This is a genomic window from uncultured Pseudoteredinibacter sp., assembly GCF_947500695.1.
In the GTDB taxonomy this organism is placed as follows: Bacteria; Pseudomonadota; Gammaproteobacteria; order Pseudomonadales; family Cellvibrionaceae; genus Pseudoteredinibacter.
The window spans coordinates 57,112-83,526 of the sequence record NZ_CANMSS010000006.1; the positions used below are offsets into that span (position 1 = coordinate 57,112).

31 protein-coding genes are annotated in these 26,415 nt (G+C 46.0%); 10 read left to right on the forward strand and 21 right to left on the reverse strand.

Annotated elements, in window-relative coordinates:
• Nucleotides 1-248: 248 nt before the first annotated feature.
• From Q1A08_RS12185 to Q1A08_RS12205, 5 genes are all read left to right on the forward strand, one after another.
• On the forward strand, nt 249-1,079 hold the full coding sequence (locus tag Q1A08_RS12185; protein WP_299773261.1) for an enoyl-CoA hydratase family protein: 831 nt from the start codon (nt 249-251) through the stop codon (nt 1,077-1,079).
• A gap of 100 nt (nt 1,080-1,179) precedes the next feature.
• Entirely contained in the window at nt 1,180-2,343 is a 1,164-nt protein-coding gene (locus Q1A08_RS12190; protein ID WP_299773263.1) for an acyl-CoA dehydrogenase family protein, read from the forward strand.
• Nucleotides 2,344-2,373: 30 nt separating this feature from the next.
• Complete coding sequence (locus Q1A08_RS12195) at nt 2,374-2,766, forward strand: RidA family protein (RefSeq protein ID WP_299773265.1); 393 nt, start codon at nt 2,374-2,376, stop codon at nt 2,764-2,766.
• 211 nt (nt 2,767-2,977) lie between these two features.
• Nucleotides 2,978-3,712 (forward strand): tetratricopeptide repeat protein, encoded by a 735-nt coding sequence (locus Q1A08_RS12200; RefSeq protein WP_299773267.1) that lies wholly within the window; start codon nt 2,978-2,980, stop codon nt 3,710-3,712.
• Between the two features lie 63 nt (nt 3,713-3,775).
• A complete protein-coding gene (locus Q1A08_RS12205; protein WP_299773269.1) occupies nt 3,776-4,228 on the forward strand; it encodes a hypothetical protein in 453 nt (150 codons plus the stop codon).
• A gap of 35 nt (nt 4,229-4,263) precedes the next feature.
• Here Q1A08_RS12205 and Q1A08_RS12210 read toward each other — a convergent pair whose 3' ends face one another.
• From Q1A08_RS12210 to fldB, 4 genes are all read right to left on the reverse strand, one after another.
• Complete coding sequence (locus tag Q1A08_RS12210) at nt 4,264-5,709, reverse strand: hypothetical protein (RefSeq protein ID WP_299773271.1); 1,446 nt, start codon at nt 5,707-5,709, stop codon at nt 4,264-4,266.
• A 231-nt stretch (nt 5,710-5,940) separates the two neighbouring features.
• On the reverse strand, nt 5,941-6,912 hold the full coding sequence (locus tag Q1A08_RS12215) for a GNAT family N-acetyltransferase (protein ID WP_299773272.1): 972 nt from the start codon (nt 6,910-6,912) through the stop codon (nt 5,941-5,943).
• A 63-nt stretch (nt 6,913-6,975) separates the two neighbouring features.
• The gene (locus Q1A08_RS12220) at nt 6,976-8,340 is read right to left on the reverse strand and encodes an MATE family efflux transporter (RefSeq protein WP_299773274.1); all 1,365 of its coding nucleotides are present in this window, start codon (nt 8,338-8,340) and stop codon (nt 6,976-6,978) included.
• Between the two features lie 553 nt (nt 8,341-8,893).
• Nucleotides 8,894-9,439, reverse strand: coding sequence for a flavodoxin FldB (fldB, locus tag Q1A08_RS12225; protein ID WP_299773276.1), 546 nt, complete (start codon nt 9,437-9,439; stop codon nt 8,894-8,896).
• A 280-nt stretch (nt 9,440-9,719) separates the two neighbouring features.
• On the opposite strand from fldB, the gene Q1A08_RS12230 reads away from it, so the two are divergent.
• A complete protein-coding gene (locus tag Q1A08_RS12230) occupies nt 9,720-10,421 on the forward strand; it encodes a response regulator transcription factor (RefSeq protein WP_299773277.1) in 702 nt (233 codons plus the stop codon).
• 8 nt (nt 10,422-10,429) lie between these two features.
• A complete protein-coding gene (locus Q1A08_RS12235) occupies nt 10,430-11,827 on the forward strand; it encodes an ATP-binding protein (protein ID WP_299773279.1) in 1,398 nt (465 codons plus the stop codon).
• 43 nt (nt 11,828-11,870) lie between these two features.
• Here Q1A08_RS12235 and Q1A08_RS12240 read toward each other — a convergent pair whose 3' ends face one another.
• The 3 genes from Q1A08_RS12240 to Q1A08_RS12250 all read right to left on the reverse strand — a co-directional run bounded on the left by Q1A08_RS12240 (nt 11,871) and on the right by Q1A08_RS12250 (nt 14,285).
• A complete protein-coding gene (locus Q1A08_RS12240) occupies nt 11,871-12,194 on the reverse strand; it encodes a cytochrome c (RefSeq protein WP_299773281.1) in 324 nt (107 codons plus the stop codon).
• Between the two features lie 434 nt (nt 12,195-12,628).
• On the reverse strand, nt 12,629-13,294 hold the full coding sequence (locus Q1A08_RS12245) for a transglutaminase family protein (protein WP_299773283.1): 666 nt from the start codon (nt 13,292-13,294) through the stop codon (nt 12,629-12,631).
• Nucleotides 13,295-13,334: 40 nt separating this feature from the next.
• Nucleotides 13,335-14,285, reverse strand: a complete 951-nt coding sequence (locus tag Q1A08_RS12250) for a LysR family transcriptional regulator (protein ID WP_299773285.1) — start codon at nt 14,283-14,285, stop codon at nt 13,335-13,337.
• 133 nt (nt 14,286-14,418) lie between these two features.
• On the opposite strand from Q1A08_RS12250, the gene Q1A08_RS12255 reads away from it, so the two are divergent.
• Together Q1A08_RS12255 and Q1A08_RS12260 are read left to right on the forward strand one after the other, a co-directional pair.
• Entirely contained in the window at nt 14,419-15,753 is a 1,335-nt protein-coding gene (locus Q1A08_RS12255; protein WP_299773287.1) for an aspartate aminotransferase family protein, read from the forward strand.
• A 154-nt stretch (nt 15,754-15,907) separates the two neighbouring features.
• Nucleotides 15,908-17,404 (forward strand): CoA-acylating methylmalonate-semialdehyde dehydrogenase, encoded by a 1,497-nt coding sequence (locus Q1A08_RS12260; protein ID WP_299773289.1) that lies wholly within the window; start codon nt 15,908-15,910, stop codon nt 17,402-17,404.
• A 165-nt stretch (nt 17,405-17,569) separates the two neighbouring features.
• On the opposite strand, the gene Q1A08_RS12265 is transcribed toward Q1A08_RS12260, so the two are convergent.
• The 14 genes from Q1A08_RS12265 to Q1A08_RS12330 form a co-directional block, all read right to left on the reverse strand.
• Entirely contained in the window at nt 17,570-18,007 is a 438-nt protein-coding gene (locus tag Q1A08_RS12265) for a MarR family transcriptional regulator (RefSeq protein ID WP_299773291.1), read from the reverse strand.
• 35 nt (nt 18,008-18,042) lie between these two features.
• Nucleotides 18,043-18,456 (reverse strand): GFA family protein, encoded by a 414-nt coding sequence (locus Q1A08_RS12270; RefSeq protein WP_299773293.1) that lies wholly within the window; start codon nt 18,454-18,456, stop codon nt 18,043-18,045.
• 171 nt (nt 18,457-18,627) lie between these two features.
• Nucleotides 18,628-18,945, reverse strand: coding sequence for an antibiotic biosynthesis monooxygenase (locus tag Q1A08_RS12275; RefSeq protein WP_299773295.1), 318 nt, complete (start codon nt 18,943-18,945; stop codon nt 18,628-18,630).
• A gap of 44 nt (nt 18,946-18,989) precedes the next feature.
• Entirely contained in the window at nt 18,990-19,463 is a 474-nt protein-coding gene (locus Q1A08_RS12280; RefSeq protein ID WP_299773297.1) for a GNAT family N-acetyltransferase, read from the reverse strand.
• Nucleotides 19,464-19,492: 29 nt separating this feature from the next.
• The gene (locus Q1A08_RS12285) at nt 19,493-19,855 is read right to left on the reverse strand and encodes a hypothetical protein (protein ID WP_299773300.1); all 363 of its coding nucleotides are present in this window, start codon (nt 19,853-19,855) and stop codon (nt 19,493-19,495) included.
• An 82-nt stretch (nt 19,856-19,937) separates the two neighbouring features.
• Entirely contained in the window at nt 19,938-20,336 is a 399-nt protein-coding gene (locus Q1A08_RS12290; protein WP_299773302.1) for a GFA family protein, read from the reverse strand.
• 123 nt (nt 20,337-20,459) lie between these two features.
• Nucleotides 20,460-21,056: an RNA methyltransferase gene (locus tag Q1A08_RS12295; protein WP_299773304.1), complete on the reverse strand. Its 597-nt coding sequence runs from the start codon at nt 21,054-21,056 to the stop codon at nt 20,460-20,462.
• A gap of 51 nt (nt 21,057-21,107) precedes the next feature.
• Nucleotides 21,108-21,608, reverse strand: a complete 501-nt coding sequence (locus tag Q1A08_RS12300; protein WP_299773306.1) for a hypothetical protein — start codon at nt 21,606-21,608, stop codon at nt 21,108-21,110.
• Nucleotides 21,609-21,716: 108 nt separating this feature from the next.
• A complete protein-coding gene (locus Q1A08_RS12305; protein ID WP_299773308.1) occupies nt 21,717-22,079 on the reverse strand; it encodes a hypothetical protein in 363 nt (120 codons plus the stop codon).
• A gap of 78 nt (nt 22,080-22,157) precedes the next feature.
• Nucleotides 22,158-22,751: a hypothetical protein gene (locus tag Q1A08_RS12310; protein WP_299773310.1), complete on the reverse strand. Its 594-nt coding sequence runs from the start codon at nt 22,749-22,751 to the stop codon at nt 22,158-22,160.
• A 260-nt stretch (nt 22,752-23,011) separates the two neighbouring features.
• Nucleotides 23,012-23,455, reverse strand: coding sequence for a hypothetical protein (locus Q1A08_RS12315; protein WP_299773312.1), 444 nt, complete (start codon nt 23,453-23,455; stop codon nt 23,012-23,014).
• 90 nt (nt 23,456-23,545) lie between these two features.
• Nucleotides 23,546-23,956 (reverse strand): hypothetical protein, encoded by a 411-nt coding sequence (locus Q1A08_RS12320; RefSeq protein ID WP_299773314.1) that lies wholly within the window; start codon nt 23,954-23,956, stop codon nt 23,546-23,548.
• 130 nt (nt 23,957-24,086) lie between these two features.
• Nucleotides 24,087-24,512 carry an ankyrin repeat domain-containing protein gene (locus Q1A08_RS12325; protein WP_299773316.1) on the reverse strand — a complete coding sequence of 142 codons (426 nt, stop codon included), beginning with the start codon at nt 24,510-24,512 and terminating at the stop codon, nt 24,087-24,089.
• A 93-nt stretch (nt 24,513-24,605) separates the two neighbouring features.
• Complete coding sequence (locus Q1A08_RS12330) at nt 24,606-24,950, reverse strand: hypothetical protein (RefSeq protein WP_299773318.1); 345 nt, start codon at nt 24,948-24,950, stop codon at nt 24,606-24,608.
• 426 nt (nt 24,951-25,376) lie between these two features.
• Here Q1A08_RS12330 and Q1A08_RS12335 point away from each other — a divergent pair, with 426 nt between their 5' ends.
• Complete coding sequence (locus Q1A08_RS12335) at nt 25,377-26,345, forward strand: integron integrase (protein ID WP_299773320.1); 969 nt, start codon at nt 25,377-25,379, stop codon at nt 26,343-26,345.
• Nucleotides 26,346-26,415: the final 70 nt, after the last annotated feature.

Here is a 26,415-nt window from a genome sequence, read left to right on the forward strand (position 1 = left end):
TTTATCGCGGCTTTTCGCTCGCTCCCGATATTTAACCCCTTGCTTTGCGGCAATTGAGCTCAAATCACCCTATTTACTGACAATTTCAACCAATCTTGCCCCAGGCTCTTGATTAAAACCATACAAACTATTACTTTACTTGTAAATATCTTCCATATTAATTTATTCCGCTCAACTGCCTTATATAGAAAGCCATAACAGCGATAAGTCAGCGAGCTGCAATAACGAGACGTATTAGAGAGGGCACCATGATTCGAGACGCCAACCGCTTTGATCCAAGCCAATACCAGCCAGAGCACTTCCTTTGGAGTTATAGCGAAGGCGTAGCCACCATCACCCTTAATATCCCAGATCGTAAAAACCCACTGACCTTTCAGTCCTACGCCGAGCTTCGCGATCTGTTTCGAGATCTGGTCTATATCGATGATGTAAAAGCCGTGGTGATGACCGGTGCTGGGGAAAACTTCTGCTCAGGCGGTGATGTGCACGACATCATTGGCCCGCTGACCAAAATGGATATGCGTGGCCTACTAGATTTCACCCGCATGACCGGTGATCTCGTTAAAGCCATGCGCGCCTGCCCACAGCCGATTATTGCCGCTATCGATGGTATTTGCGTAGGTGCTGGCGCCATTATCGCCATGTCTTCTGATTTCCGTTACGGCACCGAGCGCACCAAAACCGGCTTCCTATTTACCCGCGTTGGCCTTGCCGGCTGCGACATGGGTGCCTGTGCGATTTTGCCACGCATCATCGGCCAAGGACGCGCAGCCGATCTTCTATACACCGGTCGCATGATGAGCGCCGATGAAGGTGAGCGCTGGGGTTTCTTTAATCGCTTAGTTGCGCCAGAAGACGTTTTGCAAACCGCCCAAGATATGGCGCACAACCTCTTACAAGGCCCAACCTTTGCCCATGGCATTACCAAAACCATGCTGCACCAGGAGTGGAACATGAGCATTGATCAAGCCATTGAGGCTGAAGCTCAGGCGCAAGCGATCTGTATGCAAACCGAAGATTTCACCCGCGCTTACAACGCTTTTGTTGCAAAAGAAAAGCCGGTATTTGAAGGCAACTAAAATAAAAATGCAGCTCTAAAACTCAATGGCTATAAGCAATTAGCAACACTGATGCTAGTAACTGTTTTGAAGCAAATAGAGCTGCCTTTAGGAGTAAACCATGAGTGATAAATCCTATTTAAACTGGCCCTTTTTAGAGCCAAAGCATCGTGAGCTGGCTGAAACCCTAGATGCTTGGGCGGCGGAAAATATCGATAGCAACCCGCACCCAGGGCCAGATGTTGATGACGAATGTAAAGAGCTGGTACAAAAGCTGGCTGAAGGTGGCTGGTTAAATTACGCCGTTGCGCTACGCAGTGAAGGTCAAAAACTTGATGTACGTTCACTGTGTTTAATTCGTGAAACTCTGGGCCGCTATTCTGGCTTAGCGGATTTTGCTTTTGCCATGCAAGGCCTTGGCAGCGGTTCAATCAGCTTGTTCGGAAGTGATGCCCTACAGCAAGAATATTTAAGCGCTGTACGTGAAGGTAAAAAGATCGCCGCTTTTGCGCTTACCGAGCCAGACGCTGGCTCCGATGTTGCCGCTATGAGTACCACTGCTGAAGACGCTGGCGATCACTACATCGTTAACGGTGAAAAAACCTTTATCTCCAATGGCGGCATTGCCGATTACTATGTGCTATTTGCACGCACTGGAGATGCCGGTGCCAAAGGCATCAGCGCGATGATTCTCGATGCTGATACCGAAGGCCTTGAAATTGCCGAGCGCATTCAGGTCTGCGCACCGCACCCACTCGCCCGCCTCAAAATGACGAATTGTAAAATTCCTAAGAGCAAATTACTGGGTAATGAAGGTGAAGGCTTTAAGATCTCGATGGCTACCCTTGATGTATTCCGCTCTACTGTGGGTGCTGCATCCTTAGGCTTTGCTCGTCGCGCTTTAGATGAAGCAATTGCACGTACCACTAGCCGTGAATTGTTTGGCGCCCCGATGGCCGACTTGCAGCTGGTACAAACTCAGCTGGCCGAAATGGCTTTGGATATTGATGCCTCCGCGCTACTGATTTACCGCGCCGCTTGGACCAAAGACTGCGTTGCCGAGCGCGTAACCCGCGAAGCGGCCATGGCCAAGCTATACGCCACAGAAGCTTCCCAAAAAGCGATCGACACTGCGGTTCAATTATTTGGTGGCCTAGGTGTCACCGTCGGCATGCCAGTTGAAGAGCTTTATCGTGAAGTGCGCGCACTGCGCATCTACGAGGGCGCATCGGAAGTGCAAAAGCTCATCATCGCCAAACAGACATTAATGAACGAAGGCCACTAAGGCTCAAAATAATTACAAATAGGTATCCATATGGAATTTTTACAGCCAGAAAATTGGGTTAAACCTAAAGGTTATGCCAATGGCGTCGCCGCCCAGGGCCGCATGGTGTTTACCGGTGGTTTAATCGGTTGGGATGAAAATGAAAACTTCCCCAGCGACAACTTTGCCGAGCAGGTTCACCAAACCTTTAAAAATATCGTAGCGGTTTTGGCCGAAGCCGATGCTAAACCTAGCGATATTACCCGCTTAACTTGGTATATCACCGATAAACAGGCTTATCTTTCCTCATTAAAAGAGATTGGCGCCGCCTATCGCGATTGCTTCGGCCGCCATTTCCCAGCCATGGCCGTGGTGCAAGTCGCTGCGCTTATGGAAGATGAAGCCATGGTGGAAATCGAAGCCACCGCCGTGGTTGAAGATTAACGTTTTATTTGCACAACCCTCAAAAATCTAAGATTTCTAGCACTCTTCGCAGCGGCCTAAAAGGGATTTAGGCCGCCTTTTTACCCCGGTCCAATTCTTTCTTCTGAGTTCCAAGCTAGTCTTTTATCAACTATTCAAAACTGAATGGGTATAGACTTAAGCCACTCAATCGGTTTCAATATTATTTGGCCTTCAAAGGAGTGTTTAGGGCATGCCATTTCTTATTTTAACGATCTTGATTCAAGTTGCTTTTGTTATTCATGTCGTAAAGACTGGACGCAACACCACCTGGATTTGGATTGTGCTCATGCTGCCCGTTGCCGGCGCACTGGCCTATCTCATTTTGGAAGTTCTGCCTGATGCTGGTAATACCCGCACTGGACGCAGAGCCAAGCAAAAAGTGAGTCAAGCACTTAACCCGGATAAAGACCTAAATCAAGCAACTCGAGCTTACCAACGTGCGGATACAGTAGAGAATGCTATGAACCTGGCTAATTCCTGTTTAGACAAAGGTTTATACCAAGAAGCTCAAAAACTCTTCGACAAAGCACTCCAAGGCCCGCTGGCCGACGACCCACACCTTATGTTCGGAGCGGCCAAGGCCGAATTTGGCTTAGGCAATCTATCCAAAACCAAAGAACTCTTAGATAAACTCATTGAGTCTAATCCTGATTTTAAAGATCAAGATGCCCACCTACTGTATGCCAGATCCCTTGATGGGCTCCAACAAATCAATGCAGCCCAACATGAATACGAAGCCCTATACGATTACTACATGGGCCCAGACGCCATGTTCTACTTTGCCGAGTTCTTAGCCGCAAATAACAATGCCGATCAAGCCCAATCTATTTATTCTGAGATCGTAACTGCTGCAGCAGATCAAAATCGACATTATCGAGAGCTACACGCCGATATTATTAGGAAAGCAAGATTAAAACTGCATTAAGCGTTTGTTTAAACATGCTGCAAACCAAAATCTTCTGTCAGACAAGCTATAGGGCGGAGCGAGATGGGTAACATCATTGGCCTCATTTTAGGGCTAGCGATTATCTTGCATCCCGTCTTATTCCCCTCAGCCAAAGACATCAATCAGTTACATATTATTGACAGCGCCATTGACGATAAGGAGATTGCCCAACGTCGAATGAACCGGACGGTGGTTTACCAACTGAACCTACTAAGCCGCGATCAACAATGGTTATTTCTAAATTTCCCGGACATCTCGCAAGCGCAATATTGGTACAAACAAATCAGGCTCGGCACGAGTTATCGTTTCTATGTTGACGACAACTCACCACCTCGCGTGAAAGCTATACAAGATAGCGACACTTCAAAGTTCTTAATGCCCTTCGAAGACAAGATCGAGAGAGAAAGGAAAGGCAGCTTTGCAGGTTTTTTGGTTTTCTTAATCTTTGCTATTAGGCTCGCTATGGGCAAGCCTAAATCGCCATCTACTATATAAGCTACGAATCAAAGCCCTTACTAGGGCCAAATGATTTAGTTCGGTCGGCAAATTTTCCATAACTCTGGACAAACAGGGCTTTTCTTCGCCTGAGACAAGCTCGAGGAAAATTCTTCAGCCGACAAAATGCGGACGCTGTGCCCAGCCGCAAAGCTGTCGATAATCGCCCCCTTATCTTTTAGCCAAGTAGCTAAAGAAAAGTGACGGGCTTCAGCTTCTGGAGCACCGCTAGCCTCCAAGGAAAAATATAGATCTTCAGCAAATAGAATGTTGTCTTCGGGCAATAACGTTACTATATGATTTGCCACATGGGGGTTTTCAAACTCAGCTAATAACAGCTTACCTTCCGCGATTGATTTTTGTTCAACAAATGATTGGTAACGTGATTTTGGGAGCTTGCTACTGAGTAGAGAATCAACTATCTCTAGAGCTTTTGCTGAGCCAATAAATGTCGCGCCAAGATCAGCTGCCTCCTGCATGCCACCAAGATGATCATAGTGATGGTGACTTACAACTTGATAGGCCAGCGGTTTATTGCTTTTCAGTTTCGCCTGTAGGGCTTTAAAACGTTCTCCCAGCCCTTGGTAGCCACCTACTCCATAAAAGCTATCCCCTACCTCTACAAATAGAGAGAAACCAACAGATTTACCAACATGGTAGACCCCTTCAGCAAGCTTCTGTATTTGCATCTCTTGTGGCATAACTTGCGCAACAGCCTTTGCAGCTTTGTAGGAAGTTGGCAATTCAAATACCTCATCCGGTACTTTGGTTGCTAGCAACTCTCGTTTCACTGAGATATTACGAATATTACCACCCGCAGCGACCTGCAATTGCTCTGCAAACCTTAAGCCTTGGGTTATTTGGTGGTGATCAAATTGAAACTGCTGCTTACGTCCATCAACTGTCAGGCTTACAATATCTCCTGCTAAGCTGATATTAAAGGTCAAACCTGAGAATCCAGCAGCTGAAAAATTAGCTTGATAGCCATCTCTGGCATAGAAGCTTTGCTCTTGAATATTGCTCAGATTTTCAGGGTACAAACTAATAAGCTTGGCCCAAAATAAATCCATACGATAAGGAAGGCCACCAGCGATATTGCTAAAGCCTCTTTTGATAGCGCTAAACTCCTTGGCGTTATCATCCAGGGAATAAGCACCCTTTTCATTCAACAACTGATGCTGATAAAAAGCCTGCTGGTCGTGCTCTCCTTGATAGCGCAAAGCCATCTTTTGCAGCTGAAAATCAATCAGTAGCTCGGCGTCATTATTCTTAGCCTCTTCAATACCGGGGTAAAAACTCTGCTCTTTGTCGATCCGAATATAGCGATCGCGCATCCAAAGCTGATTAAGTTGTACAAGCTTATCGCCGCCGTATCGTTTGGTGATCAGATCAGAGAGTTTTTCAGAATCGATGCTGGCATAGCTTGAAATACTAAAGTTAGCCGCAAGCAAAGCTGCGGCTAACAAAAATCTGTGAATCATAATGCGTCTCCTAAAGTTAACAAAGACGCTAAACCAGCCTGCCGTAAGATGCATTACTTGGAGGGTAAAATATCGATCAACTGAAGAAAATTTGCGGTTAATTATAAGGAAAGCTATACGATCATTTTATGTTCGAATTAATCGATTAATTTTAAGCAAGAAAAGCACAGTTTTCTGGGATAAGCGCAGTTTTTTGAAAGCAAAGCAACACATCAAAAATCAAGCTGCCACTCAGCTACAGTAACTCGCAATCGGAACATAGCATTCCTGGCGAAGAATTCTGCGATTTTGATTCATTGCATTATGCAAAGAAGCTTTATTGGAAGCATCGATATAACCGCAGACTAGCTGGCAGTCTTCTATACGACTCGCCAAAAAACCTCGCTGTAATGAAGAGGCAAAACCCTTACCTCGATATTTCTCGGCAATAAAAATATCGCTTATTAAGATGCCCTGATAGCCAAGTTCAGAAGATGCTTCGGCCATCACCATACCTAAGCGCTCGCCCTTGAGCATGGCGATATCACATAGCCTTTCCTCACAAGCCTCTACGATATCATCTTTTTCAGTTATTGGAACAATATCGCTAAAACGGGGGTTGTCTTGTAGGAACTGATGGTACTCACGCTCATACCATTCCCAATCTTTTTCCACAGAAAAGGCCCGAAAGCTCAAATCGTGATTCATTGTCAACGGCACATCAAGAATATGAGCAGCCAAAAAGTTGTCTGCTAAATAGCTTCCAGAAATAGACAAGAGCGACTTAGCGGCCTCACCGCCCACCTTGGGCCAGCATACAATATACTTTGCCTCAGCCCATGAAAAAAAGTTGTTGAGAAACTTTGCCCAGCGCTCTACAAAAAATCGATCGCAAGCCTCTGTAGTGAAGATTTCAATCAAAGTATCATCTGCATCATTACGGCAGACATTCACCAATAGCAGGCCATTGTTTTCAATCTCGAATACCCTAGCCAAAAGCTGTTCATCTTTTATCTCTGGGCCCAACCCACGGCGTTCACGTAAGGCTTGCAAGCTCTCGAGGTCTTCATCTTCAGTTAAAGCCCATAGGTCACGGGCTTCATTTTTCAGCGCCTTCGGGTAAGAAAATTGATAGAGATCTTGATAGCTGTAGCTTTCTAAAACAGAAGCTGCTAGGCGATCCAAATTACTTTGGCTGATTTGCTTGAGGGGGTAATGTTGCACAATACTTCATTCCTACAAAGGCGACTCATACAATATTGAGTCGCCTTCGTAGAATTTAAAGTCTTATTTTACTAAAGCCGATAAAGTTTTGTGTAGCCGAATATTGAGCAAAATGGCACTCACCGTGATGCCCACTAGAAACCCTGCCCAATAGCCATAAACACCATAAGCTTGGCCCCATAGTTCAGTAGCGCCTAGACTGTAACCCAGCGGGAAACCCAAACACCAATAACCGAATACCTGAAACAACATAGGCACCTTGGTATCCTCAAAGCCACGCAAAATTTGCGCTACGCTAACTTGAGCAGAATCGATTAGCAGAAATATTGGTGCAAACACCAACATACTCAAAGAGATCTGGGCAATACTGTTCTCTTGGGTAAATAAGCGAATAACAGCAGCCGGCTGCCAAGCTATGAGCAAGCCAAACACTAGGGCATAGCTGATGCATAGAACCCGTCCAATTTGAGCTTGCTTTAAGGCCAGTGGCGCTTTGCCCGCGCCAATACTGTTTGATAAACGGATTGACGTCGCCTGCCCCAAGCCGAGGCTTAACATTAATACCAAGGCTACAATCTGCAAGGTAATTTGATGGGCCCCCAAAGGCTCGGTACCGATTGGCGCAATCAATAATGCCGTTACACTAAAGAACCCCTCTTCAGCCAGCAGCGATAAACTAATCGGCAAGCCCAAAACAAATATCGCTCGCCAGCGTGCAAAATCTAAACGCGGCCAACTGCGGAATATTTTTAAAGCTTTAAATTCGGCGCGATATTCAATATAGGCCACCCCCATCAAAGCCCACAGAAAGTAGATGCTTAGGGTGGTTAAGGCGCAACCTACAGCCCCCAGTGCCGGCATGCCGAACTTACCGAATACAAAGATATAATCGAGCACGGCATTTAACGCTAGCACGATCAGGCTAGAGCCCATCGAAAAGCGAATATCGCCACAACCTTCGCATAGACACAGCATCACCCAGATAACACCGCTAGCCGGCATCCCCCAAGCAATAATGCCCAAATAAGATTTTGCTATCTCGGTTACCTCAGCACTTGTTCCCAAGTGATCCAGCAGCGGAATAATCGACCAAATCAGCAGCATAGCCAAGGTGCCAATCGTAAGCGCCATCAAAATTGCTTGCTGAGCTTCGTGACGAATCTCCGCTGGCTTATTGGCGCCTTTCAAACGAGCGAAACGTGGCGTAGTGGCGCTGATCCAGCCCCCCATAAACAGCTCGATGACCAACCAGATATTGGCACCCACCGCTAGCCCGGCCAGCTCAGTACTGCTGACCTGCCCCGCCATCATGGTGTCGACGACTTCCAAACCCACCATCGCCACATGGGCAATCATCAAAGGAATGCCCAAACGCATTATGTGCAGGGCTTCACGCCCATAAAAAGACAAAGAGTTATTTGCAAACATACTTCAACGCTCGAAAAATCGACCAATAATTGAGGCAGTGACGATTAGGATAGTTATCAAATGATGAACAGCATTTGATAACTAACAAGGCGCTGCTAATAGATACTAATGAATAAACAGTAAGCTCAAGCGCCCTGTGAAGCACAACCCCACCAGAGATTGAAGTCAGCTATTCAGGAGGCCAGCAATCGATTTCTAGATTGCGGCGAGTATGGGAATACCCAGCCCACATAGCAGCAAAGCTACGCGGATAGAAATTGCGGCAGGCCGCCACTTGTTTCACTGGGATAAACATGAAAAAAGCCTCAAGGGCAAAAGTTGAATAATTATTTGAATACTAGCGAGAGCAAATAGCTTTTGCAAGCCAGCTAGCTAAGGGGTCAGATCCCCTGGGATCTGACCCCGGTATCGAAGCCGAGATATAAGCGGCTCAAATCAAGTCAATTGACACCAACCCAAGCCACTTCCAAACTAATTTTATACCCTCAACACCCTGCAAAAACAAAGGGGTCAGATCCCGCGGGATCTGACCCCGATTCGAAGCCGGAATGTATCAGTCTTCCAAAGACTCCACCGGAATACCCAACTCAAACTCCGCCACAATCTGCTCACACCAGCGATTCAAACGGGCAGCTGTCATCTCTTCTTGCTGATCTTCATCAATCGCCAAACCCATAAAAAGGTTCTGGCCTTCGAGCAGTGCTTTAGAAGCTTCAAAGTCATAACCTTCAGTTGGCCAATAACCCACTAGCTGAGCGCCTTTTGCCTTAATTACATCGTGCAACATGCCCATGGCATCTAAAAAGTAATCGCCGTAGCCAAACTGATCACCTAAGCCAAACAGAGCCACTCGCTTATTGCTGAAATCGACTTCAGCAACATCATCCCAAAACTCTTCCCAATCGGATTGAATCTGCCCAAAGTCCCAAGTCGGAATACCCAGAATAATGCGATCATAATCGGCAAACTCAAGCTGAGTGATGTCGGCAACATCCATAACATCGACAAAATCTTCACCTAAGCGCTGCTGGATGCGGTATGCCACAGCCTCAGTATTACCTTCATCGCTGCCGAAAATTAAGCCAATCGCTGCCGTCATTGATGTCTTTCTCCTAGCTTTGCCCCTAATTCACTGTTGGGCCGATAAATCGAGCTGCGGATTTTGGCAGCTAACGGCGATGGGTGCAAACAAAGCTATTGCGGACTGGGGCTATTGCGCAATTTTGACAAAAATTGACCCTTTTTAGGAAACATTAAAATTCCTAGGATATACGCCCCATGCGGCCTAGCGCTATGTTAAGAAGAGTAATAGGCACTGACGAAGCATGGCTACTCAGGCAAACTAGCGGCCAGCGATTTGAACGATAGCGGGAAACCCAATGGCAAAACTGTTACTTGTGGACGATGATCAGGAGCTTTGCTCCCTACTTGGTGAATTCTTATCCACCGAAGGCTTTGAAACAACTATGGTACACGACGGCCAAGCTGCCCTCGATGCCACCGCAGAAGGTAGCTATGATCTCATCGTTCTTGACGTAATGCTGCCCATTTACACCGGCTTTGAAGTATTACGTAAACTTCGTGATTACTGCCAAACCCCAGTATTGATGCTGACCGCCAAAGGCGAAGATGTCGATCGTATCGTAGGCCTAGAGATGGGTGCCGACGACTACCTTCCCAAACCTTGTAACCCTCGCGAATTAGTTGCCCGTATACGCGCAATTTTACGTCGTGTTGACCAAGCTCAGCCGGAAGAGCCCAGCGATTTGATTACCGTTGACCAGTTAGAGCTACAAATTAGCGCTCACTCAGCCAGCTACAGTAATAAACCACTTACCCTTACCGGTGCCGAGTTCACCGTTTTGGAACTGCTAATGCGCTCTGCCGGCCAGGTCATCAGTAAAGAAGCGCTCACCGAACAAGCCCTAGGCAGAAAGCTTACCCCTTACGACCGCAGTATTGATGTGCATGTTAGTAATCTGCGCAAAAAGCTAGCCGAAAAAGGCGCCTCTAAAGAGCTTATTATTAATATCCGTGGCGCTGGCTATATGCTAACCGTCAACGGCAAGCTCAACGCTTAGTCAAAGCTATGACCAAAGTTTACGTAAAACTGTTTATTGGCTTTTGGTGCATAACCATCTTAATGATTGTTGGCACCGGCTTAGCCACCCACTGGTTAGATTTACGCCCGGACAAACATCTTTCCTCAAACCCTGAGCTGGAACAAACCACAGCTGCGGCGCGTTTGCTGCGAGAAGTGGTACGCGAGGCGGTCAATTACAGTTTGGATGACATTCGCGCGGGCATGCAATCCATGCAGGAAAACGCCACCCGCTTGGTTTATGTCATCGACCAATATGATGAAGATTTACTACACCGCCCCATCCCGGAAGGCGGCCAAAGAATTCTAGAGCAACTTAGCCCAGAACAACCCTTTGCTCATTACAGCAAAGACGGCAGTTCTTTTGTCGGCCGCCAAGTGTTGTTACCCGACGGCGATTGGGTAAAGATCCTGACTTACGATACACCAGACGATACCGGCCTATGGTGGCAATTGTATTTTTACAATATTTGGCTGCCGCTACTGATCTCTATTGTTATCTCAGGTACCGCTTGTTTTATTTTGGCCAAACGCATGAGCCGCGGTATCGACATTATGCGTGATGCGACAAGACGAATCGCGGCCGGCGATTTAAGTGTTCGCATTGCCCAGGAGTTTACTAACTGCAAAGTTAAAAACCGCGATGAGATTGCTGAGCTCAGTTTAGAGTTCGACCATATGACCGCGCGTTTAGATAAATCCATGCAAGAGCAGCAGCGTCTTATTAAAGACGTTTCCCATGAGCTACGCTCGCCACTAGCACGCTTGCAGTTTGCTTTAGCTATCGCCCAGTCTCGTTGTTGTGGTTCGGACATCGATAAAGAGCTGGTAAAGATTAAAGAGTCGGCCGACTATCTGAATGAGATCATCTCAGATATTCTTTCCATGCCGATGACGGATACCGCAGCATGGGAATTGTGCGACACCATTGACTTGAAGATCTTGCTAGAAACTCTAGTCGAGGAATATCGCAACCCCGCCAATGAGAAAGAAGTCACCCTAGCGCTAGAAACCCCAATTCAAGATGCTTTGGTTGCTACTCACGGCAACAGCCTAATTGGCGTATTCGAAAACATTGTTCGTAATGCCCTGCACTACACGCCTAAATCTACCACTGTGGGCGTAGAGCTTGATGACAGCCACAACAAATATTACAAAATCACGGTAAGAGATCAGGGCCGTGGCGTACCGGCGGAAAACCTTGATGATATTTTCAAGCCGTTTTTCCGTACCGATGAAGCACGCGCACGCAGCAGCGGTGGTTATGGCTTAGGCCTCGCTATCAGTAAGCGCACCGTTGAGCTGCACGATGGCTCCATACGCGCCTACAATCACGCTAATGGCGGCTTGTGCATTGAGGTTAGACTAAAGCGCGGAAAGTTTTAAGACAAAGCAGCAAATTACCAGTTTGTTCCTAGTGAAAGGGTTGCTATTTAATAGCAGCCCTTTTTTTTGCCTTGCCGGCTGCCACTGACTCAGCCTGTAAGCTTTTGATAAACAAGACCAGCGACTGCACATCGATAGCTGTAAATTGATCACCCCAGGCAGGCATTTGCTCAGAGCGATTTACCCCAGCGCCCCCTTTGCGAATGATCTCTGCGAGAGCTTTATTGTCTAACTGGCTTTTCCTAAGGTTAGCAGGCGCCGTTTGCGGCAGCTTCGCCATCCGGCCATCGCCTTTGCCCTGCTGACCATGACAAAGAAAACAAAAATTGGCGAACAACTCTTGGCCACGATTAACGTTGGGCTCCACAGCATTTGCCTGGGCCAAGCTTGTAAGGCCGACCCAGAAAAACACGATTAGCAAACAGCTATTCGACAGTCGTCGGCAATTGTTATTTTCACAATGCTGCTAGACGCAACAAAGCAAGCCCTTCAAACTAAGCATAGTTGATGCTTATCCAGATTCAATGCATGGTTATTGCGGAAGAGTTTTATTTTATTTGCGTCAACAACTATCAAAATTAGGCGCAATTTTTATCCTGCAAAGACAGCAACTTAAGTTTGGGAATAACTACTATTAGTAAATTAATATAGAAACTTCGAGCTAATAAACGGTGAGAAAAAAGAAAGGATAAGGTAGCTATACAGAACAAAGCGCCTCCAACTATAGCAGTAAGCTGCCACATCCACTATGGAAGACGCCACCAATGTATAAGCAGCTTGTAAGCGACTAGCAATATGAATTTAAGAGTTGTTGTTAACACTTAATTCCTTGCGCACTTCTTCATCGAAACTTAAACCAAGCAGTGCACTCATCTTGGGGTAGTACTTTTTAAAATCCGCGATCAGATCTTGATAAGGCAAATCAGCATACTCGCCGCGTTCGCTGAGATATTCCATATGACGATTACCGGCTTGATCAAATTCATGGTACAGAGAATCATCGACGCCATTAAATTCTAAAGGTTTTAAACCAAACTTATCGCAGAGCTCGATATTAAAGGCAGGCGTTGCTTTAACCCATTTGCCTTGCAGATAAATAGAAGTGTAACCATGCCAATAGAACACATCGGTTTCCATTGCTTGGCGCATTTTCTCGGTAGATAGGTGATTGGTAACATCGGCAAAACCAAGCCTTGCCGGCACGCCAATGGATCGACAACAAGCGGCCAATAAAATTGCTTTAGGCACACACCATGCTCGCTGTACTTCTAAGACATGGCTGGCTTTAAAGCCCTGGCTTTGTAGATCGGCTGTAAATGGATCATAAAAAATCTCATCGCGCACAGCATAATAAAGCGAAAGTACCTTACTAAGCTCGTCCTCACCCGATAAGTGTTTTTCAACAAAAGCCAACACCGCGGGATGCTCGCTTTCAATGTAATCTGTAGCTTTAAGAAACTCTTGCATCACTTATGGTCAATCCTTTTTCTTTTTATTGAAATACCGCTCAAGGCTGCCTATGAGCAAGCTCTAGGCAGTTCAAAAAACTCTGTAATATTCTTGATGGTTTAGGTGAGCCCTTAGTAATTGCCATAAACTCGCATAAGTATTGAAACTGCTCGCAAGCAACGGCGCGCATTTCTCCACGCTCTACCCATTTTGCAGCGTAGTGTTCTGGCAAATAACCCAAAAAACAATTGGATAACACCAAGTGCACAATCGCTTCTTGGTCATAGGCCGTTGCTCCGCGCTGCATAGAGAGCTTTTGTCCTACTTCCATATTGGGCGAGTGGTATCCCAAACCAGCATAGGGATATTGCAACACCTCACTCGCAGCAATCACAGTGTCATCTTGATCAAACAATGGATGATTATTGCCACAGTACAAATACATTTGCTCATTAAACAAAGACAGGTAGCTAAGGCTTGTGGACTCGCGATGTGCCGGGATCACCCCTAACTGAAAGCGCCCTTCCATTACCCCTTTCTCAATCACATTAATAGGTTCGACATGCAGCTCTAAAGCTACCTCGGGGGCTTCCTCTACGTAGCGCGCGATAGCCTTATCGATATGGCAGGCCGGGTTACCGGCGGTCTTATCAAACAGCGCAATGCTCAACTTGCCAGTAAGACTCTGATGGATATCGTTAACCTCATTGCGAAAGCTCTCAATAGAACCCAAGAGGTTTAAGGTGGCTCGATAAATGTTGGCGCCTTCATCGGTAAGGGCAAAGCCACTGCGGCCACGCTTGGCGAGATTCATGCCCAGGCGAATCTCTAAGTCTTTTAGGTGGCGGGAGATGGTAGAGCGGCCGATATTAAGCTCTAGCTCTGCAGCGCTTAAGCCACCGGCCTCCACCACACTTTTGAAGACACGAAGCAAGCGCAAATCCACATCGCTTAACTGCCCTAGCGGGCTAGCACTCAGCGCCGCTTTAGGCTTTTGCTTTTGTTTCATAAATACCACACCTAACATTCAATACGAGGCATTTATACAACAAAACAACAGGGCTAGACTAGCCCCAGATTGTCCCTAGTGAGGTGAAAACCCTGACTAGAGATGCACAAAGTATGCATATGAGCCACACGTTATGACACAACACGATCCCAAAGCCGGCTTAAGTCAGGAGCAGTTAGATGCTCACTGGATGCCTTTTACGGCCAACCGCCAGTTTAAACAGGACCCACGCCTTATCGTTTCCGCCGAGGGGAACTATTACTACGACAGTGAAGGCCGCAAGATCTTTGATGGCCTCTCAGGGCTATGGACCAGCGGCCTAGGTCATAGCCGCCCGGAGATTACCGAAGCCGTAGCCCAGCAAGTAAAGCAGCTTGATTACTCGCCTGCATTTCAATTTGGCCACCCCAAAGCATTTGAGCTGGCTCATCGTATTACCGAATTTATGCCGACGGATATTAATCGTGTTTTCTTCACCGGCTCCGGCTCAGAATCCACCGAGACAGCGCTGAAGATCGCTCGTGCTTATTGGCGTAAGCGTGGTATGGCCAGCAAGACCAAACTGATTGGCCGAGCCAAGGGTTACCACGGAGTAAACTGGGGCGGCATCAGTGTGGGTGGTATTGGCGCTAACCGTGCACTTTACGGTACCGCGGTAGATGCCGACCATCTCTCTCACACCATGACAGCCGAAAATCGTTTTAGCAAAGGTATGCCGAGTCATGGCGCGCATCTAGCTGATGAGCTGCTGGAAATGATTGCCCTGCACGATGCCAGCAATATCGCCGCCGTCATTGTTGAACCGCTAGCTGGCTCGGCCGGCGTTATTCCGCCACCGCAAGGCTATTTACAACGCCTACGCGAGATCTGTGATCAACACGATATCTTATTGATTTTTGATGAAGTGATTACTGCCTTTGGCCGTATGGGTGCCAATACCGGCGCCGAGGCCTTCGGCGTAAAACCCGATATTGTAAACATGGCTAAGCAGCTCACCAATGGTGCCATTCCAATGGGGGCCGTTGCTGTTAAGCAAGACATTTATGATTGCTTTATGGAAACCGCTGGCGCCGAATATATTTTAGAGCTACCTCACGGTTACACCTACTCTGCCCATCCCGTCGCTTGTGCCGCCGGCCTTGCCGCCTTAGACGTTTTGGACAACGAAAAACTTCCCCAACGCGTTGCCAGCATGGCTCCTTTGTTTGAAGAAGCCATTCACGGCCTAAAAGGCAGCCAGTACATCAGCGATATTCGCAACTATGGTTTTGCTGCGGGCCTCAGCTTTGAAGCGGCTCCTGGTGAGCCCTTACTGCGCCCCTATCAAGTGGCAATGAAGATGTGGGAAAAAGGTTTCTACGTACGCTATGGCGGCGACACAATTCAACTAGGCCTACCCTTTACCACCGAAGCTAGCGAAATCGATAGCTTGGTAAATGCGCTTGGTGAATCCATTAACAGCCTTTAAAGCATTATTGTAAGAAATGTTGTAAGCAATCACTGTTTAATTCGCAAACGGCCCCTTACGTTTGCTCTCCAGCTCTGTTTTTAAAAGCATATGAATTTAAAGAGAGCGAACAGCATCGGGCCATTTTTAACGCCCACAATTTTTGGAATTTATTATGAACACCGTAGGACATTTTATTAACGGCCAAAATGTTGCCGATAACGAACGCAGCCAAAATGTATTTAACCCAGCCACTGGCCAGGTGAGCAAGCAAGTGGCATTGGCAAGCAAAAGCACTGTGCAACAAGCTATTGATGCAGCGCAGGCCGCCTACCCAGCATGGCGCGATACCCCGCCATTGAAACGTGCACGCGTTATGTTTAAGTACAAAGAGCTGCTAGAAGCCAATGCTGATAAGATCGTTGCCGCCATTACCGAAGAACACGGCAAAGTGTTAAACGATGCCCATGGTGAATTTATTCGCGGTGTGGAAGTGGTTGAATATGCCTGTGGCGCACCCGAGCTATTAAAGGGCGAGCACAGCAAAAATGTTGGCCCTGCTATTGATTCTTGGAGCGAATTCCAGCCTTTAGGTGTGGTTGCCGGTATTACCCCATTTAACTTTCCTGCCATGGTGCCCATGTGGATGTTCCCAATGGCCATCGTTTGCGGCAATACCTTTATTTTAAAACCATCTGAGCGTGACCCAAGCTGTGCCATTTTACTGGCTGAATTACTTAAAGAAGCTGGCCTACCCGATGGCGTATTCAACGTGGTTAATGGTGATAAAGAAGCTGTTGATAGCTTACTAGAAGCACCTGAAGTACACGCAATTTCTTTTGTGGGCTCAACCCCCATCGCCGAATATATTTACAACACTGGCAACAGCAATGGTAAGCGCGTACAAGCGTTAGGTGGTGCTAAAAACCACGCCATCGTTATGCCAGATGCCGATTTAGATAATGCGGTAAACGCACTAATGGGTGCCGCTTATGGCTCTTGCGGTGAGCGTTGCATGGCAATCTCGGTAGCCGTTGCCGTGGGTAACGATACTGGCGATGCCCTTGTTGCCAAACTTAAAGAACAACTTGCTAGCCTAAAAGTTGGCCCAGGTACCGATAATAGCAACGACATGGGCCCACTCATTACCCAGCAGCACTATGAAAAAGTAAAAGGCTATGTTGATGCCGGCGAAGCCGCTGGCGCCAGCTTGGTAGTAGATGGCCGAGGCTTATTGGTGGCTGGTCATGAGGATGGTTATTTCTTAGGTGGCACTTTATTCGATCACGTTAAAAGCGATATGAGCATTTATACCGACGAAATCTTTGGCCCAGTATTGTGTGTGGTACGTGTTGAAAACATGCAAGAAGCCATGGATTTAATTGATGCCCATGAATTTGGTAACGGCACCTGCATCTTCACCCGCGACGGTGAAGCCGCACGTTACTTTACCGACAATATCAAAGTCGGCATGGTCGGTGTAAATGTTCCGCTGCCAGTACCCGTAGCCTGCCACAGCTTCGGTGGTTGGAAGCGTTCACTATTCGGTGACCTACACGCTTACGGCCCAGACGCCGTGCGTTTTTACACCAAGCGTAAAACCATCACCCAACGCTGGCCATCAGGCGGCGTACGCGAAACCGCCCAATTCTCTTTCCCAAGCAATCAATAACAAGAACGGGGTCAGATCCCATACCCAAAACGGGGTCAGATCCCGCGGGATCTGACCCCAAGTACCGGCGCAATCTAAACGCCCCAACCGAAAAGCGGGGTCAGATCCCATGGGATCTGACCCCAGGATTCAGGCACGACTCTAAAACCCCCAATAAAAAAACAACTAACCCCCAGGCAACAATCGCAAACACTCCAACAAACTGGCCGTTTGCTTATTCGAAAGATCACCCAAAACTTGCCCAGCTTTCTGCTCAAAACTAGCACTGGCTTCTTCCAAAATACGCTCACCAGCCTCACTAATTTTTACCATACTCACTCTCGCATCACGGGCACTACTCACCTTTTCCACTAAACCAACTTTTTCCATTGGCATTAGCATGCGAGTAATCCCAGAGGCCGTGCGCCCCAAGCTTTCCGCGATATCGATTCGTCTTAAACTACCATTGTGTGCAGCGGCCAAGGTTTGTAAAACCATAAATTCCGTTAAACCCACACCATGAATAGCACCTAAGCTATTATCTAGCTGCCTGGTTATTTCAGCGCTACTTAAAAACAAACGCTGCAAAATTTCCCCTTGGGGACTTGCTTCTTTCTTACTCATTTTAAAACCTACAATCAATATCTACTGCGCCAACACTAAGCAACTGGCGCCTGCTCAAACTGCGGCAAATTATCTTGAATGCTATACCAATCTGCCTTAGAGCCAACAAAAATATGGGCCTGTGGTTGCTCGGATGGCTCATCATCCAACAGCCCCATCCGAATATGCAAGAAACCGGTTTCTGGCTTTTGCCCGTACACCATCGAACTACAGTTACTGCAAAAATAACTATGGGTTTTCTCACTGCGTTGATAGCTCTTTAAAGCGTTTGCCCCTTGCGTAATCTCAAACTGCTTAGGTGACACCGCGGCCACCGCCGTGCCCACCGCTGCCGAAGCTTTACGGCACAAGGAACAGTGGCAATAACCGGCATATAAAAATGGCTCAGCCACCGTAAAACGTACTTGGCCACATAGACAGCTCCCCTGCAACTTCTTCATCGTCATCATCTTACTCCTGTATCCTAATTAACAATGCTTGCAATATACTTGAGCACTCAAGTATATTGCAAGCATTAAAATATAAAGTTAATACAGCTAGCTGCCCAGAAAGACCATAAATTGATAAAAAGAAGATTTACAGGCCAAGCAAAGCCTTAGTGATGGGGGATAAGGGGTAGGCTATATACCGTAATCGCGCTCAACCTTGGCAATGCGGGTTGTAAAATGGCTATACCAGCGGGAATGCCCTAAGGCTTGAGCCTGCCGGTGTTCGGCATTTGCCTTCCAGGCTTTTATCGATTCCAAATCCGCCCAATAAGATACCGTAATGCCCAGCTCTTCCCTGGCAGATTCTACGCCCAAAAAGCCTTCTTGCTCAGCCGCCAACAGCAACATTCGATCAGCCATCTCGCCATAGCCCTTGTCGTCCTCACTGCGGATTGAGCTAAAGATTACCGCGTAGTACGGTGGCTCAGGTGTTTTGGCAATCACAGACATAAAAACTCCACGGTAGAACAGCAATTAAGGGGACTAAAAAGTACTTACAAAGCAATCTCAAGCAAAGGTATTACCCGCCCCGGAATACTACCCGAAGGGCTGCTACCCACTTTCTTTGCTCCTGCCGATAGATAAAATGCCTCGGCATTAGGATCGCTATTAATAACAATAGCCTGTGCGCCCTCTTGCCACGTAAGCGTTTTGGCATGCTCTAATAGGGCTCTACCAATTCCCTGCCCTATGGCCGAAGGCTCAAGAAACAAGGCTTCCAACTCATATTGCCTAGCGCTTATAAGCTTAAGTATGTAATAGCCCAAAATCGACTGGGCTTGCTCTGCCACAAAACAAAAATAACTATCCGATGTAATTTTTGAGGGTGATACTCGAAGCTCATCGCGACAAGCATCCATAAACTCTTGGGAATAGTCCCAATGGGCCTTCGAGCGCATCGCCAAATCACTTAACTGTGCAGCTTCATCCATCTCAGCTGGGCGAATAAGAAGAGAATCACTAGTCATGAATGTATAACCCTAAAGTAGGCTCAAAATCAAAAGAAGCTAATCAAAAAGCCAACTTCTTTAATTTCACCTTCTATTTCTTTAATAAAATAGCGAGCCAGATATTCCTCCCCGCTCGCCTTATTACTGCATTGTTTCCACAAAATCTGGGCGATACCGTCGTTTCTAATCACCCCAAGAACTTCCCGCTCGAGACTTAAACTACTAAACAACTCAACCTCGTCCCAAGCCTTTAGCATATTGGCCTGATTTTCTGGGTGCTTGGCCTCGGCCTCCGTTTGATAAACAGAGAAGGCTTCCCAATCCTTACGGTTACAAGCATTAATTACTGTATCAATCATCGGCAAAGCAATGGCCAATATTTCTTTATCAGTTTTATCAGTAATAGGCACAGCGACTCTCCTTGTTTAACTGTTAGCTTATATCGGCCCATAAATGAACAGTACATAGCCTAAGCCGTACAACCTTGAAAAGCTAGCTTTCAAAACCCGCTTTATGCTGAATCGCAGATTCCGATAAAGGCTCCCAGGCAGCTTTAGAATCAACAAAAAGGTGATGGCTCAAGCGCAGGCTATCCACCCCATCACTCAATGTGCCAACGGGAATATACATACGATCATCATCGTTTTCACCCGGCATAGCGCTACCACAAACAGAGCAAAAATAGCTGTGCCAATCATGGTCAGGTTTTCGCCAATGGCGCAACACATCTTGGCCACTCAACCACTGAAAGTGCTCGTTTTCAACAATAACTACAGCGATACCACCACTACCTGTTGATTTACAGCAAATAGAGCAATGGCACATATACACATCACTAGGTGATTTCTTTAAGTGGTAACGGATAGCACCGCAGTTACATTCACCTTTCATGGCAGGTGGCCCTATTGTCTTTGCGTGCAAAGCACATAATGGCTAGAGGGGGGTACCTTGTAGGGAATAAAGCAAAATACTTACAAGCTGGTATCGCTGAAATCACCATGTATCTAACCTCTATTACTTATCAGGACCGCGCTTAGCGTGTTTGTATTTTTCTTGGTACGCTCGGCGTTGTTTTGTAATTTCATATAGCACGATCCCAGTAGTAGTGCCCAAATTCAGGCTCTCAATCATGCCAAACATAGGTATCGACACACAGAAATCACTTACTGCTACCGCTTCGTCACTTACCCCTCGAGATTCGTTTCCAAACCAGACGGCCAGCTTCGGCATAGTGTAGTCAGCCTCGTGGAGAATTTCGTTTCTTTTGCCCTTAATATGAGGTGACGTTACTATTGAAGTGAATCTATTCTTTTCTAGGTGAGAAAGACATTCTTCTGTGCTGCCGAATCTCTTCACAAAGCTCCATTTGATCGCAGAAACCGAGGTCTTTGATAAGGACTTCCTTTCCCTCATTTCCTCCCAATCATCGGGCAGCGATTTACGACTATCGACGATATAGGTCTTTTCCACACCAAGGGCATTCACATTCCGTATCACTGTTCCAATATTTTTTATATCCATTGGGTTCTCAAGGACGGCAATAAGGTTCTTACAACGATAGGGCTTTATTTCATTTGTCCGTTGTCTTATTAAAGATTTCTTTTCTTCCATTAGAGTCTTCACAAAAAACACTTAGCCCTTCTAAAATTCTTCTTAGACATCTTACTTACGAACCAAAGAGAGCTTTGATGGACTTTCACCATCCTTACTAAGGTAAATTTCACTTCTCGATATCTTATTCGGCAAATCAGACAGCTTAAAGGCTAAATAATGCTGATGGGATTCATCCAAGCTTTTTAAATTTGTCGCATCCAAATAATTAAAAGAAATGTCATTTATGGTTGAGTCGCTAGACAACTCCAATCTTGGCTGATTTCCTTGCGGGCAATAATGAGTTGCCATCAACTTACTACCGTTCAAATGATAAACGGTTAAAGAGTGCTTATTACCCTTATAATTCCATAATTCAAGGAGTGTTGATCCATTTGCTGTCAACTCGAAAGAAATATTGAAGTCTGAATTTTTGGCGCCCTCTTCCTTCCAAACACCAACTAAAGATTTCATCCTTTCATATATATCAGCAGCTTTAGTGGGCTCATCAGCGCTCACTGAGATCGATGTAAACAATGCCAATATTGCCAGTAATTTCATTAAATAACTCATAAAACTCCTTTTAGTGGTAACTTTTGACTTTTGGACAACTAGAATGAAGGGGTAGACTGTCCCGTGGAAACTACGCTTTTTGCGGTTGGTGCAGATTTGGGCAACTTGTTATAAACCAATGTCGTTAATGGCACCTGACCTTAACGACTCGATGTTGTCTATGACCTCGATAGCATTGCCCTTCGAGATTTCATTTAAAGTTACTGTACCGTTAGAACAGGCTTTTTCAAGTGAGGCTGGACTCTCACCTGAACAACCCACAGCCCACACCCCCTGGCCTTTTCTCCTTGCACCCTCATGCAGGGGATCGACCAATAACGACAAATAAGCTGATACTCCTTCAGGTGACCAAATAGAGCGCAATTCCCAAATTTCGTCGACCCACCAATCAAGGCCATCGTATTGGACATTTTCGATGCGCCAACCGTTCTCGACAATACAGCTTTCCAATTTTTCTCTAGGAGTCTTCATCTTGCTCCAAGTTTATAACGCCCGCTTTTGCAGCTGGTTTGGAGCGCAGCGGAAAACCAGTCCGACAACATGCGCTTGTTATAGCCTTACCACGGAATTATGCTTCTGTGACTTTAGTACTTTTCTTTCTCTATCTGTAAATTGATGCTCTGTGTCAACTTTATCTGAGACGCTCTTGGCAATCTCATTCATAAGCTCCAAGCCGCCACCAAAGTTAAACAAATACAGCAGCAAATATTCATTATGCGATAATTTTAATGTAAGCGTGCAACTATACATTGCATCAACCATAGCCTGTTCCTTCAACCTATGCTTACCACCATAGAAGAAGTTATGCCATTTTGATTTAGGTAAGCCCGGTATAACTTTATCTAGAGTTGAAAGATTCACGCTCAAGTTAACAGGCGACCCCCTACTGAGCATTCCGCCATCCAAGCTCCAGACCTGTTTTGCCTTATATTGCCTTAATCTTAAATAACCAAAGGTTAATGCAGTCGCGAGTACTATGCACGAAGCCAGTATTTGACGAGTTTCAACGCTGTATTCGTATCCAAAGCGTTCAAGAAGGGTGATCACCCCCCCGAACAATACAACTGCACCGAAGAATATTGAAACGAGCAAGAACTCTAAGAAAAGAGAAATTCCCACCCTGAACGTAATCTTTGTTCTCATACTTTACTGCTATAACGCCGGTAGCAACGGCGACCGAAGCGAAGCGTAGGCCGTCCAGGCAGCGCGTCTTTTGCGTTGCCGATGTTACCTACCCTTGTTAGTTGCTTACTCATAACCAATGATAAAACACCCTTTAACATTGACATAATTTTGTTTTTGAAAGAATGAACTAATGCGTTTTACTACATGCTCAAAGCCTCAATAACCGGCGCGCGATTTTTGCGCGTCCGACGCTGAAAAGCGTGCAGTTAATTGCCTTGTTATGCCTTGGTACTGGCATGCACTAATGCCTCCTTTGGTGAACTTACGCCCACCCGAGCGCTAACTACCCTTGCGCCTTTTGCAATGACCTGCAAGGTTTCATCATGAAAAGTAGCAACCCACAAAGAGCAACCAGCAATTAATACTAGTTCTGGGCTAACGTTTAGCTTGTAGAAACCATAATAGTCGATGCCCAATTTATACAAAGGGTGTTCGAAAAGTTCTTCGTCACTCGGCGTACCGAACTTGTAACTTTGAACATCCTCAAATTCGATTACCGCACAATACTCTTCAAACCCAGGATGATCAGGTGGCGCACCGGAATCCCAACCAACAAAATCAGGGTTAGAGCATATATAAGCGCATAAAAGCGAGTTTTCACGCTCCAAAATTTCCGGTAGAGGTGCACCCGATTCCATTATTGGCGGTTCATTCCAATTCATATTCATACGTAGGCATAACGCCGCCATAAACGGCGCGAGTTTACGAACGTCCGGCGACCGAAGGGAGCGAATTTAATGGCCTTGTTAGGCCTATATACCCGCTTGCTGCATAAGAGACGCAGCCATGGCGGAGTTAATAGCAGCATAATTTTTTGCAACCTGGTTTTGCTGAACAAAGTGGATGTTATATTGCGAGGATAAAGCATTAACCCAGTCTACAGTCATACCTCGTGTTCGGCACGCACAGAAAATAATATCGCATTTTTCACCAACAAAAGTGGAAAGAGTGTTTTGTAACCTTGAATTGGGGTCGCCTTGACTTTCAATACCGATATCCAAGCCATTGACACCTCTCACGATGATAGCGACATCAGCTGTGCCTCGATGCAATATTTGAACAGTTGCTGCCGGATATTTGGAGCACACAGCGTTATATAGATTTTTAAGGGTTGTCGTTTTTCCGCAGTTTCCCGGCCCTTGCAACGCGAATAACTCTGGCATTTAACTTTCTCCGTGTAAGGCCTAACGCCCAGATCACCTGGCTATGCCGGAGGGCTTTTTAATATGCAATAATGAACGAAGTGAGTGCATATTGAAAAGGCCGCAGGTATAGGTCTGGTGCATCGTCTTGTTAACCGTTTTGATACTTGGCAAACAGCTCTTCTAAACCGCCAGCCTTAATGGTATTAGCCATATCCAAAGGGCTTCGGCCGTGTTTATTTTTCTGATCGAATATTGCACCAGAGCTTAGCAGAAGCTCAACACATGAATAATCACCCTTTGCATTCATAACGGCAGTCCATAAAGGTGGGTTACCATGCGAATCTATTAGATTTAGGTTAGCGCCGTTTTCAATTAATCGCTGCATCAATTCAAACCGACGATCCTGGGCGTAAAAGTGAAGCGCGCACCAACCATTATCATCTTGAAGGTTTATATCCAATCCTTCTACAAGCAATTTATCTAATTCTTTAATGCTCTCTGCATAATGCAAATCCGTTCGACCGTATTCATCGATTCCCTCGCGCGGATTTTTCTTTGGTATTTTTCCCGTCATCATTACTCCTTTGACGGTTAACGCCAAACGCATACGACAGTTGTAGCGCGAAGCAGCGTAAACTGTTCGCTATGCCGTTTTTTGTTATAACGTCTAATCACTACCCCCACCTCCGTCTCCTCCGTGACCGCCTGAATGAATTCCTGGAGCTTCTTCACCATTGCTACCTTGCCCACCTCTACGCTGCTGGCGATTAAGAACGATCATTCTAAACGGCCAAGGTATATAGAATCTTGCGACAACTTCTGGAGAGTGTTCATTTACCAACATTAAAACAAATGCAGGACCAATAAAAGGAAGTATTATTACTATACCAGCCTGCCCCCATCGCTGGATGGGTTCTAAATCAGGATCTAGAAATAGACACAGTATTGCTAGTAAGCTAATCCATACCCACATTGCTATTAGAGTGACTATACCAATTAGCCAAACATCCACGCTCACACTCCTGAGTTATAACAGCTAAATAAACAGACCAGTAGAATTACAACCAAAAAGCGGACGCGTCTTATTAATTTGGGGATTTCAGAAATAATAGGATGATGTCCGTTTTAATACCTGTCTGCATTCCTTTGTTTGTTGCCCTAATTTATTGTTTTATCAGTACTTTTACAAGTACTAGAAAAATCATACCGAATTAACGAGACCTGGCGCTTAAGTCATTATTTATTGGCTATAAAATTGCTTTTTCTCTTGTGTGGCGGATTAAGAGAATGCGGCTAATTCTCGTATGTAGTTGATTCACTTAGAGCTTTGTAGGGGTTAATTGTTAATTCCCCAATTAATAGGAAGCTTGGCCTATAGCGACCGTAAAATTAAACTGTATAAATATACAGCATTGTCAACTCAAAGCGTGAAACAGTTATGCGTCGATCTAAGTTTATTGAAGAAGTAAGAAGCGTAATGCGCTTGAGGCAGTTAGCGCTTGCTACCGAAAAGAACTATATCTATTGGATTCGCTCATTTATTCGACATCAGGGGTATCGTGATGCCGGGCAAATTCACCCTCATGGGGTTGATCAATTTCTTAGCCATTTAGCAACGCATAAGGAGGTTTCTCCGAATACCCAAAATCAGGCCTTGTGTGCGCTAGCCTTTCTTTTTCAACATGTATTGAAACGCGAGCTTAAAGGTATTAATGCCGTAAGAGCCCGGCAACAGCAGCGGATACCTGTCGTGCTCACTATGCGTGAGGCTCAAACAATACTTAATCATTTAAGCTTCCCTTTTTGCACAATGATAAAACTCGCTTGGGGCGCGGGCTTGCGTAAGGCAGAGGTCTTAAATCTTCGTGTTAAAGATGTTGATTTTGACAATCACTGTTTAACTATTCGACAAGGCAAAGGCGGGAAAGATAGAGTTACCGTTTTGCCAAATGGCGCTGTTGAGGAAATACTACAGTTAATTGAACTGGCTGAAACTTTTTACCAAGACGATATCAAACAAGGCTTCGGTGAGGTAAGCATGCCCTACGCCTTAGCCAAGAAGTTTCCCAATGAGGCCAAAGCTTTGCATTGGCGCTATTTGTTTTCCGCCAGTAAACGGGGTATCGATCCAATTAGCGGACGGGAGAAACGTCACCATATTCACCCTTCTGGGCTTGAGAAGAAACTCAGGCAAGCGGTGCGTAATAGCGGCATTCGCAAGAAGGTTACCGTGCATACTTTTCGGCATACCTTTGCTACACAGCTTTTGCAAAATGGCTACGATATACGCACGGTGCAGGAGTTATTGGGCCATACGGATTTGAAAACCACGCAAATTTATACCCATGTTTTACAGCGCGGTGGTAATGCGGTAATTAGCCCTTTGGATGCGGCCGCTTTAAATTAGTTACGGCCTTTGTATCTAGTATTTTACTTTTTTGTTTAATCACCTGCACTTTACTGGGTAATAAAGTGCA

Coding starts and splice junctions, on each gene's coding strand:
- Q1A08_RS12185 (WP_299773261.1), top strand. CDS start 249: ATGATTCGAGACGCCAACCGCTTTGATCCAAGCCAATACCAGCCAGAG.
- Q1A08_RS12190 (WP_299773263.1), top strand. CDS start 1,180: ATGAGTGATAAATCCTATTTAAACTGGCCCTTTTTAGAGCCAAAGCAT.
- Q1A08_RS12195 (WP_299773265.1), top strand. CDS start 2,374: ATGGAATTTTTACAGCCAGAAAATTGGGTTAAACCTAAAGGTTATGCC.
- Q1A08_RS12200 (WP_299773267.1), top strand. CDS start 2,978: ATGCCATTTCTTATTTTAACGATCTTGATTCAAGTTGCTTTTGTTATT.
- Q1A08_RS12205 (WP_299773269.1), top strand. CDS start 3,776: ATGGGTAACATCATTGGCCTCATTTTAGGGCTAGCGATTATCTTGCAT.
- Q1A08_RS12210 (WP_299773271.1), bottom strand. CDS start 5,709: ATGATTCACAGATTTTTGTTAGCCGCAGCTTTGCTTGCGGCTAACTTT.
- Q1A08_RS12220 (WP_299773274.1), bottom strand. CDS start 8,340: ATGTTTGCAAATAACTCTTTGTCTTTTTATGGGCGTGAAGCCCTGCAC.
- fldB (WP_299773276.1), bottom strand. CDS start 9,439: ATGACGGCAGCGATTGGCTTAATTTTCGGCAGCGATGAAGGTAATACT.
- Q1A08_RS12230 (WP_299773277.1), top strand. CDS start 9,720: ATGGCAAAACTGTTACTTGTGGACGATGATCAGGAGCTTTGCTCCCTA.
- Q1A08_RS12235 (WP_299773279.1), top strand. CDS start 10,430: ATGACCAAAGTTTACGTAAAACTGTTTATTGGCTTTTGGTGCATAACC.
- Q1A08_RS12245 (WP_299773283.1), bottom strand. CDS start 13,294: ATGCAAGAGTTTCTTAAAGCTACAGATTACATTGAAAGCGAGCATCCC.
- Q1A08_RS12250 (WP_299773285.1), bottom strand. CDS start 14,285: ATGAAACAAAAGCAAAAGCCTAAAGCGGCGCTGAGTGCTAGCCCGCTA.
- Q1A08_RS12255 (WP_299773287.1), top strand. CDS start 14,419: ATGACACAACACGATCCCAAAGCCGGCTTAAGTCAGGAGCAGTTAGAT.
- Q1A08_RS12260 (WP_299773289.1), top strand. CDS start 15,908: ATGAACACCGTAGGACATTTTATTAACGGCCAAAATGTTGCCGATAAC.
- Q1A08_RS12265 (WP_299773291.1), bottom strand. CDS start 18,007: ATGAGTAAGAAAGAAGCAAGTCCCCAAGGGGAAATTTTGCAGCGTTTG.
- Q1A08_RS12270 (WP_299773293.1), bottom strand. CDS start 18,456: ATGATGACGATGAAGAAGTTGCAGGGGAGCTGTCTATGTGGCCAAGTA.
- Q1A08_RS12275 (WP_299773295.1), bottom strand. CDS start 18,945: ATGTCTGTGATTGCCAAAACACCTGAGCCACCGTACTACGCGGTAATC.
- Q1A08_RS12280 (WP_299773297.1), bottom strand. CDS start 19,463: ATGACTAGTGATTCTCTTCTTATTCGCCCAGCTGAGATGGATGAAGCT.
- Q1A08_RS12290 (WP_299773302.1), bottom strand. CDS start 20,336: ATGAAAGGTGAATGTAACTGCGGTGCTATCCGTTACCACTTAAAGAAA.
- Q1A08_RS12295 (WP_299773304.1), bottom strand. CDS start 21,056: ATGGAAGAAAAGAAATCTTTAATAAGACAACGGACAAATGAAATAAAG.
- Q1A08_RS12300 (WP_299773306.1), bottom strand. CDS start 21,608: ATGAGTTATTTAATGAAATTACTGGCAATATTGGCATTGTTTACATCG.
- Q1A08_RS12305 (WP_299773308.1), bottom strand. CDS start 22,079: ATGAAGACTCCTAGAGAAAAATTGGAAAGCTGTATTGTCGAGAACGGT.
- Q1A08_RS12310 (WP_299773310.1), bottom strand. CDS start 22,751: ATGAGAACAAAGATTACGTTCAGGGTGGGAATTTCTCTTTTCTTAGAG.
- Q1A08_RS12315 (WP_299773312.1), bottom strand. CDS start 23,455: ATGAATTGGAATGAACCGCCAATAATGGAATCGGGTGCACCTCTACCG.
- Q1A08_RS12320 (WP_299773314.1), bottom strand. CDS start 23,956: ATGCCAGAGTTATTCGCGTTGCAAGGGCCGGGAAACTGCGGAAAAACG.
- Q1A08_RS12325 (WP_299773316.1), bottom strand. CDS start 24,512: ATGACGGGAAAAATACCAAAGAAAAATCCGCGCGAGGGAATCGATGAA.
- Q1A08_RS12335 (WP_299773320.1), top strand. CDS start 25,377: ATGCGTCGATCTAAGTTTATTGAAGAAGTAAGAAGCGTAATGCGCTTG.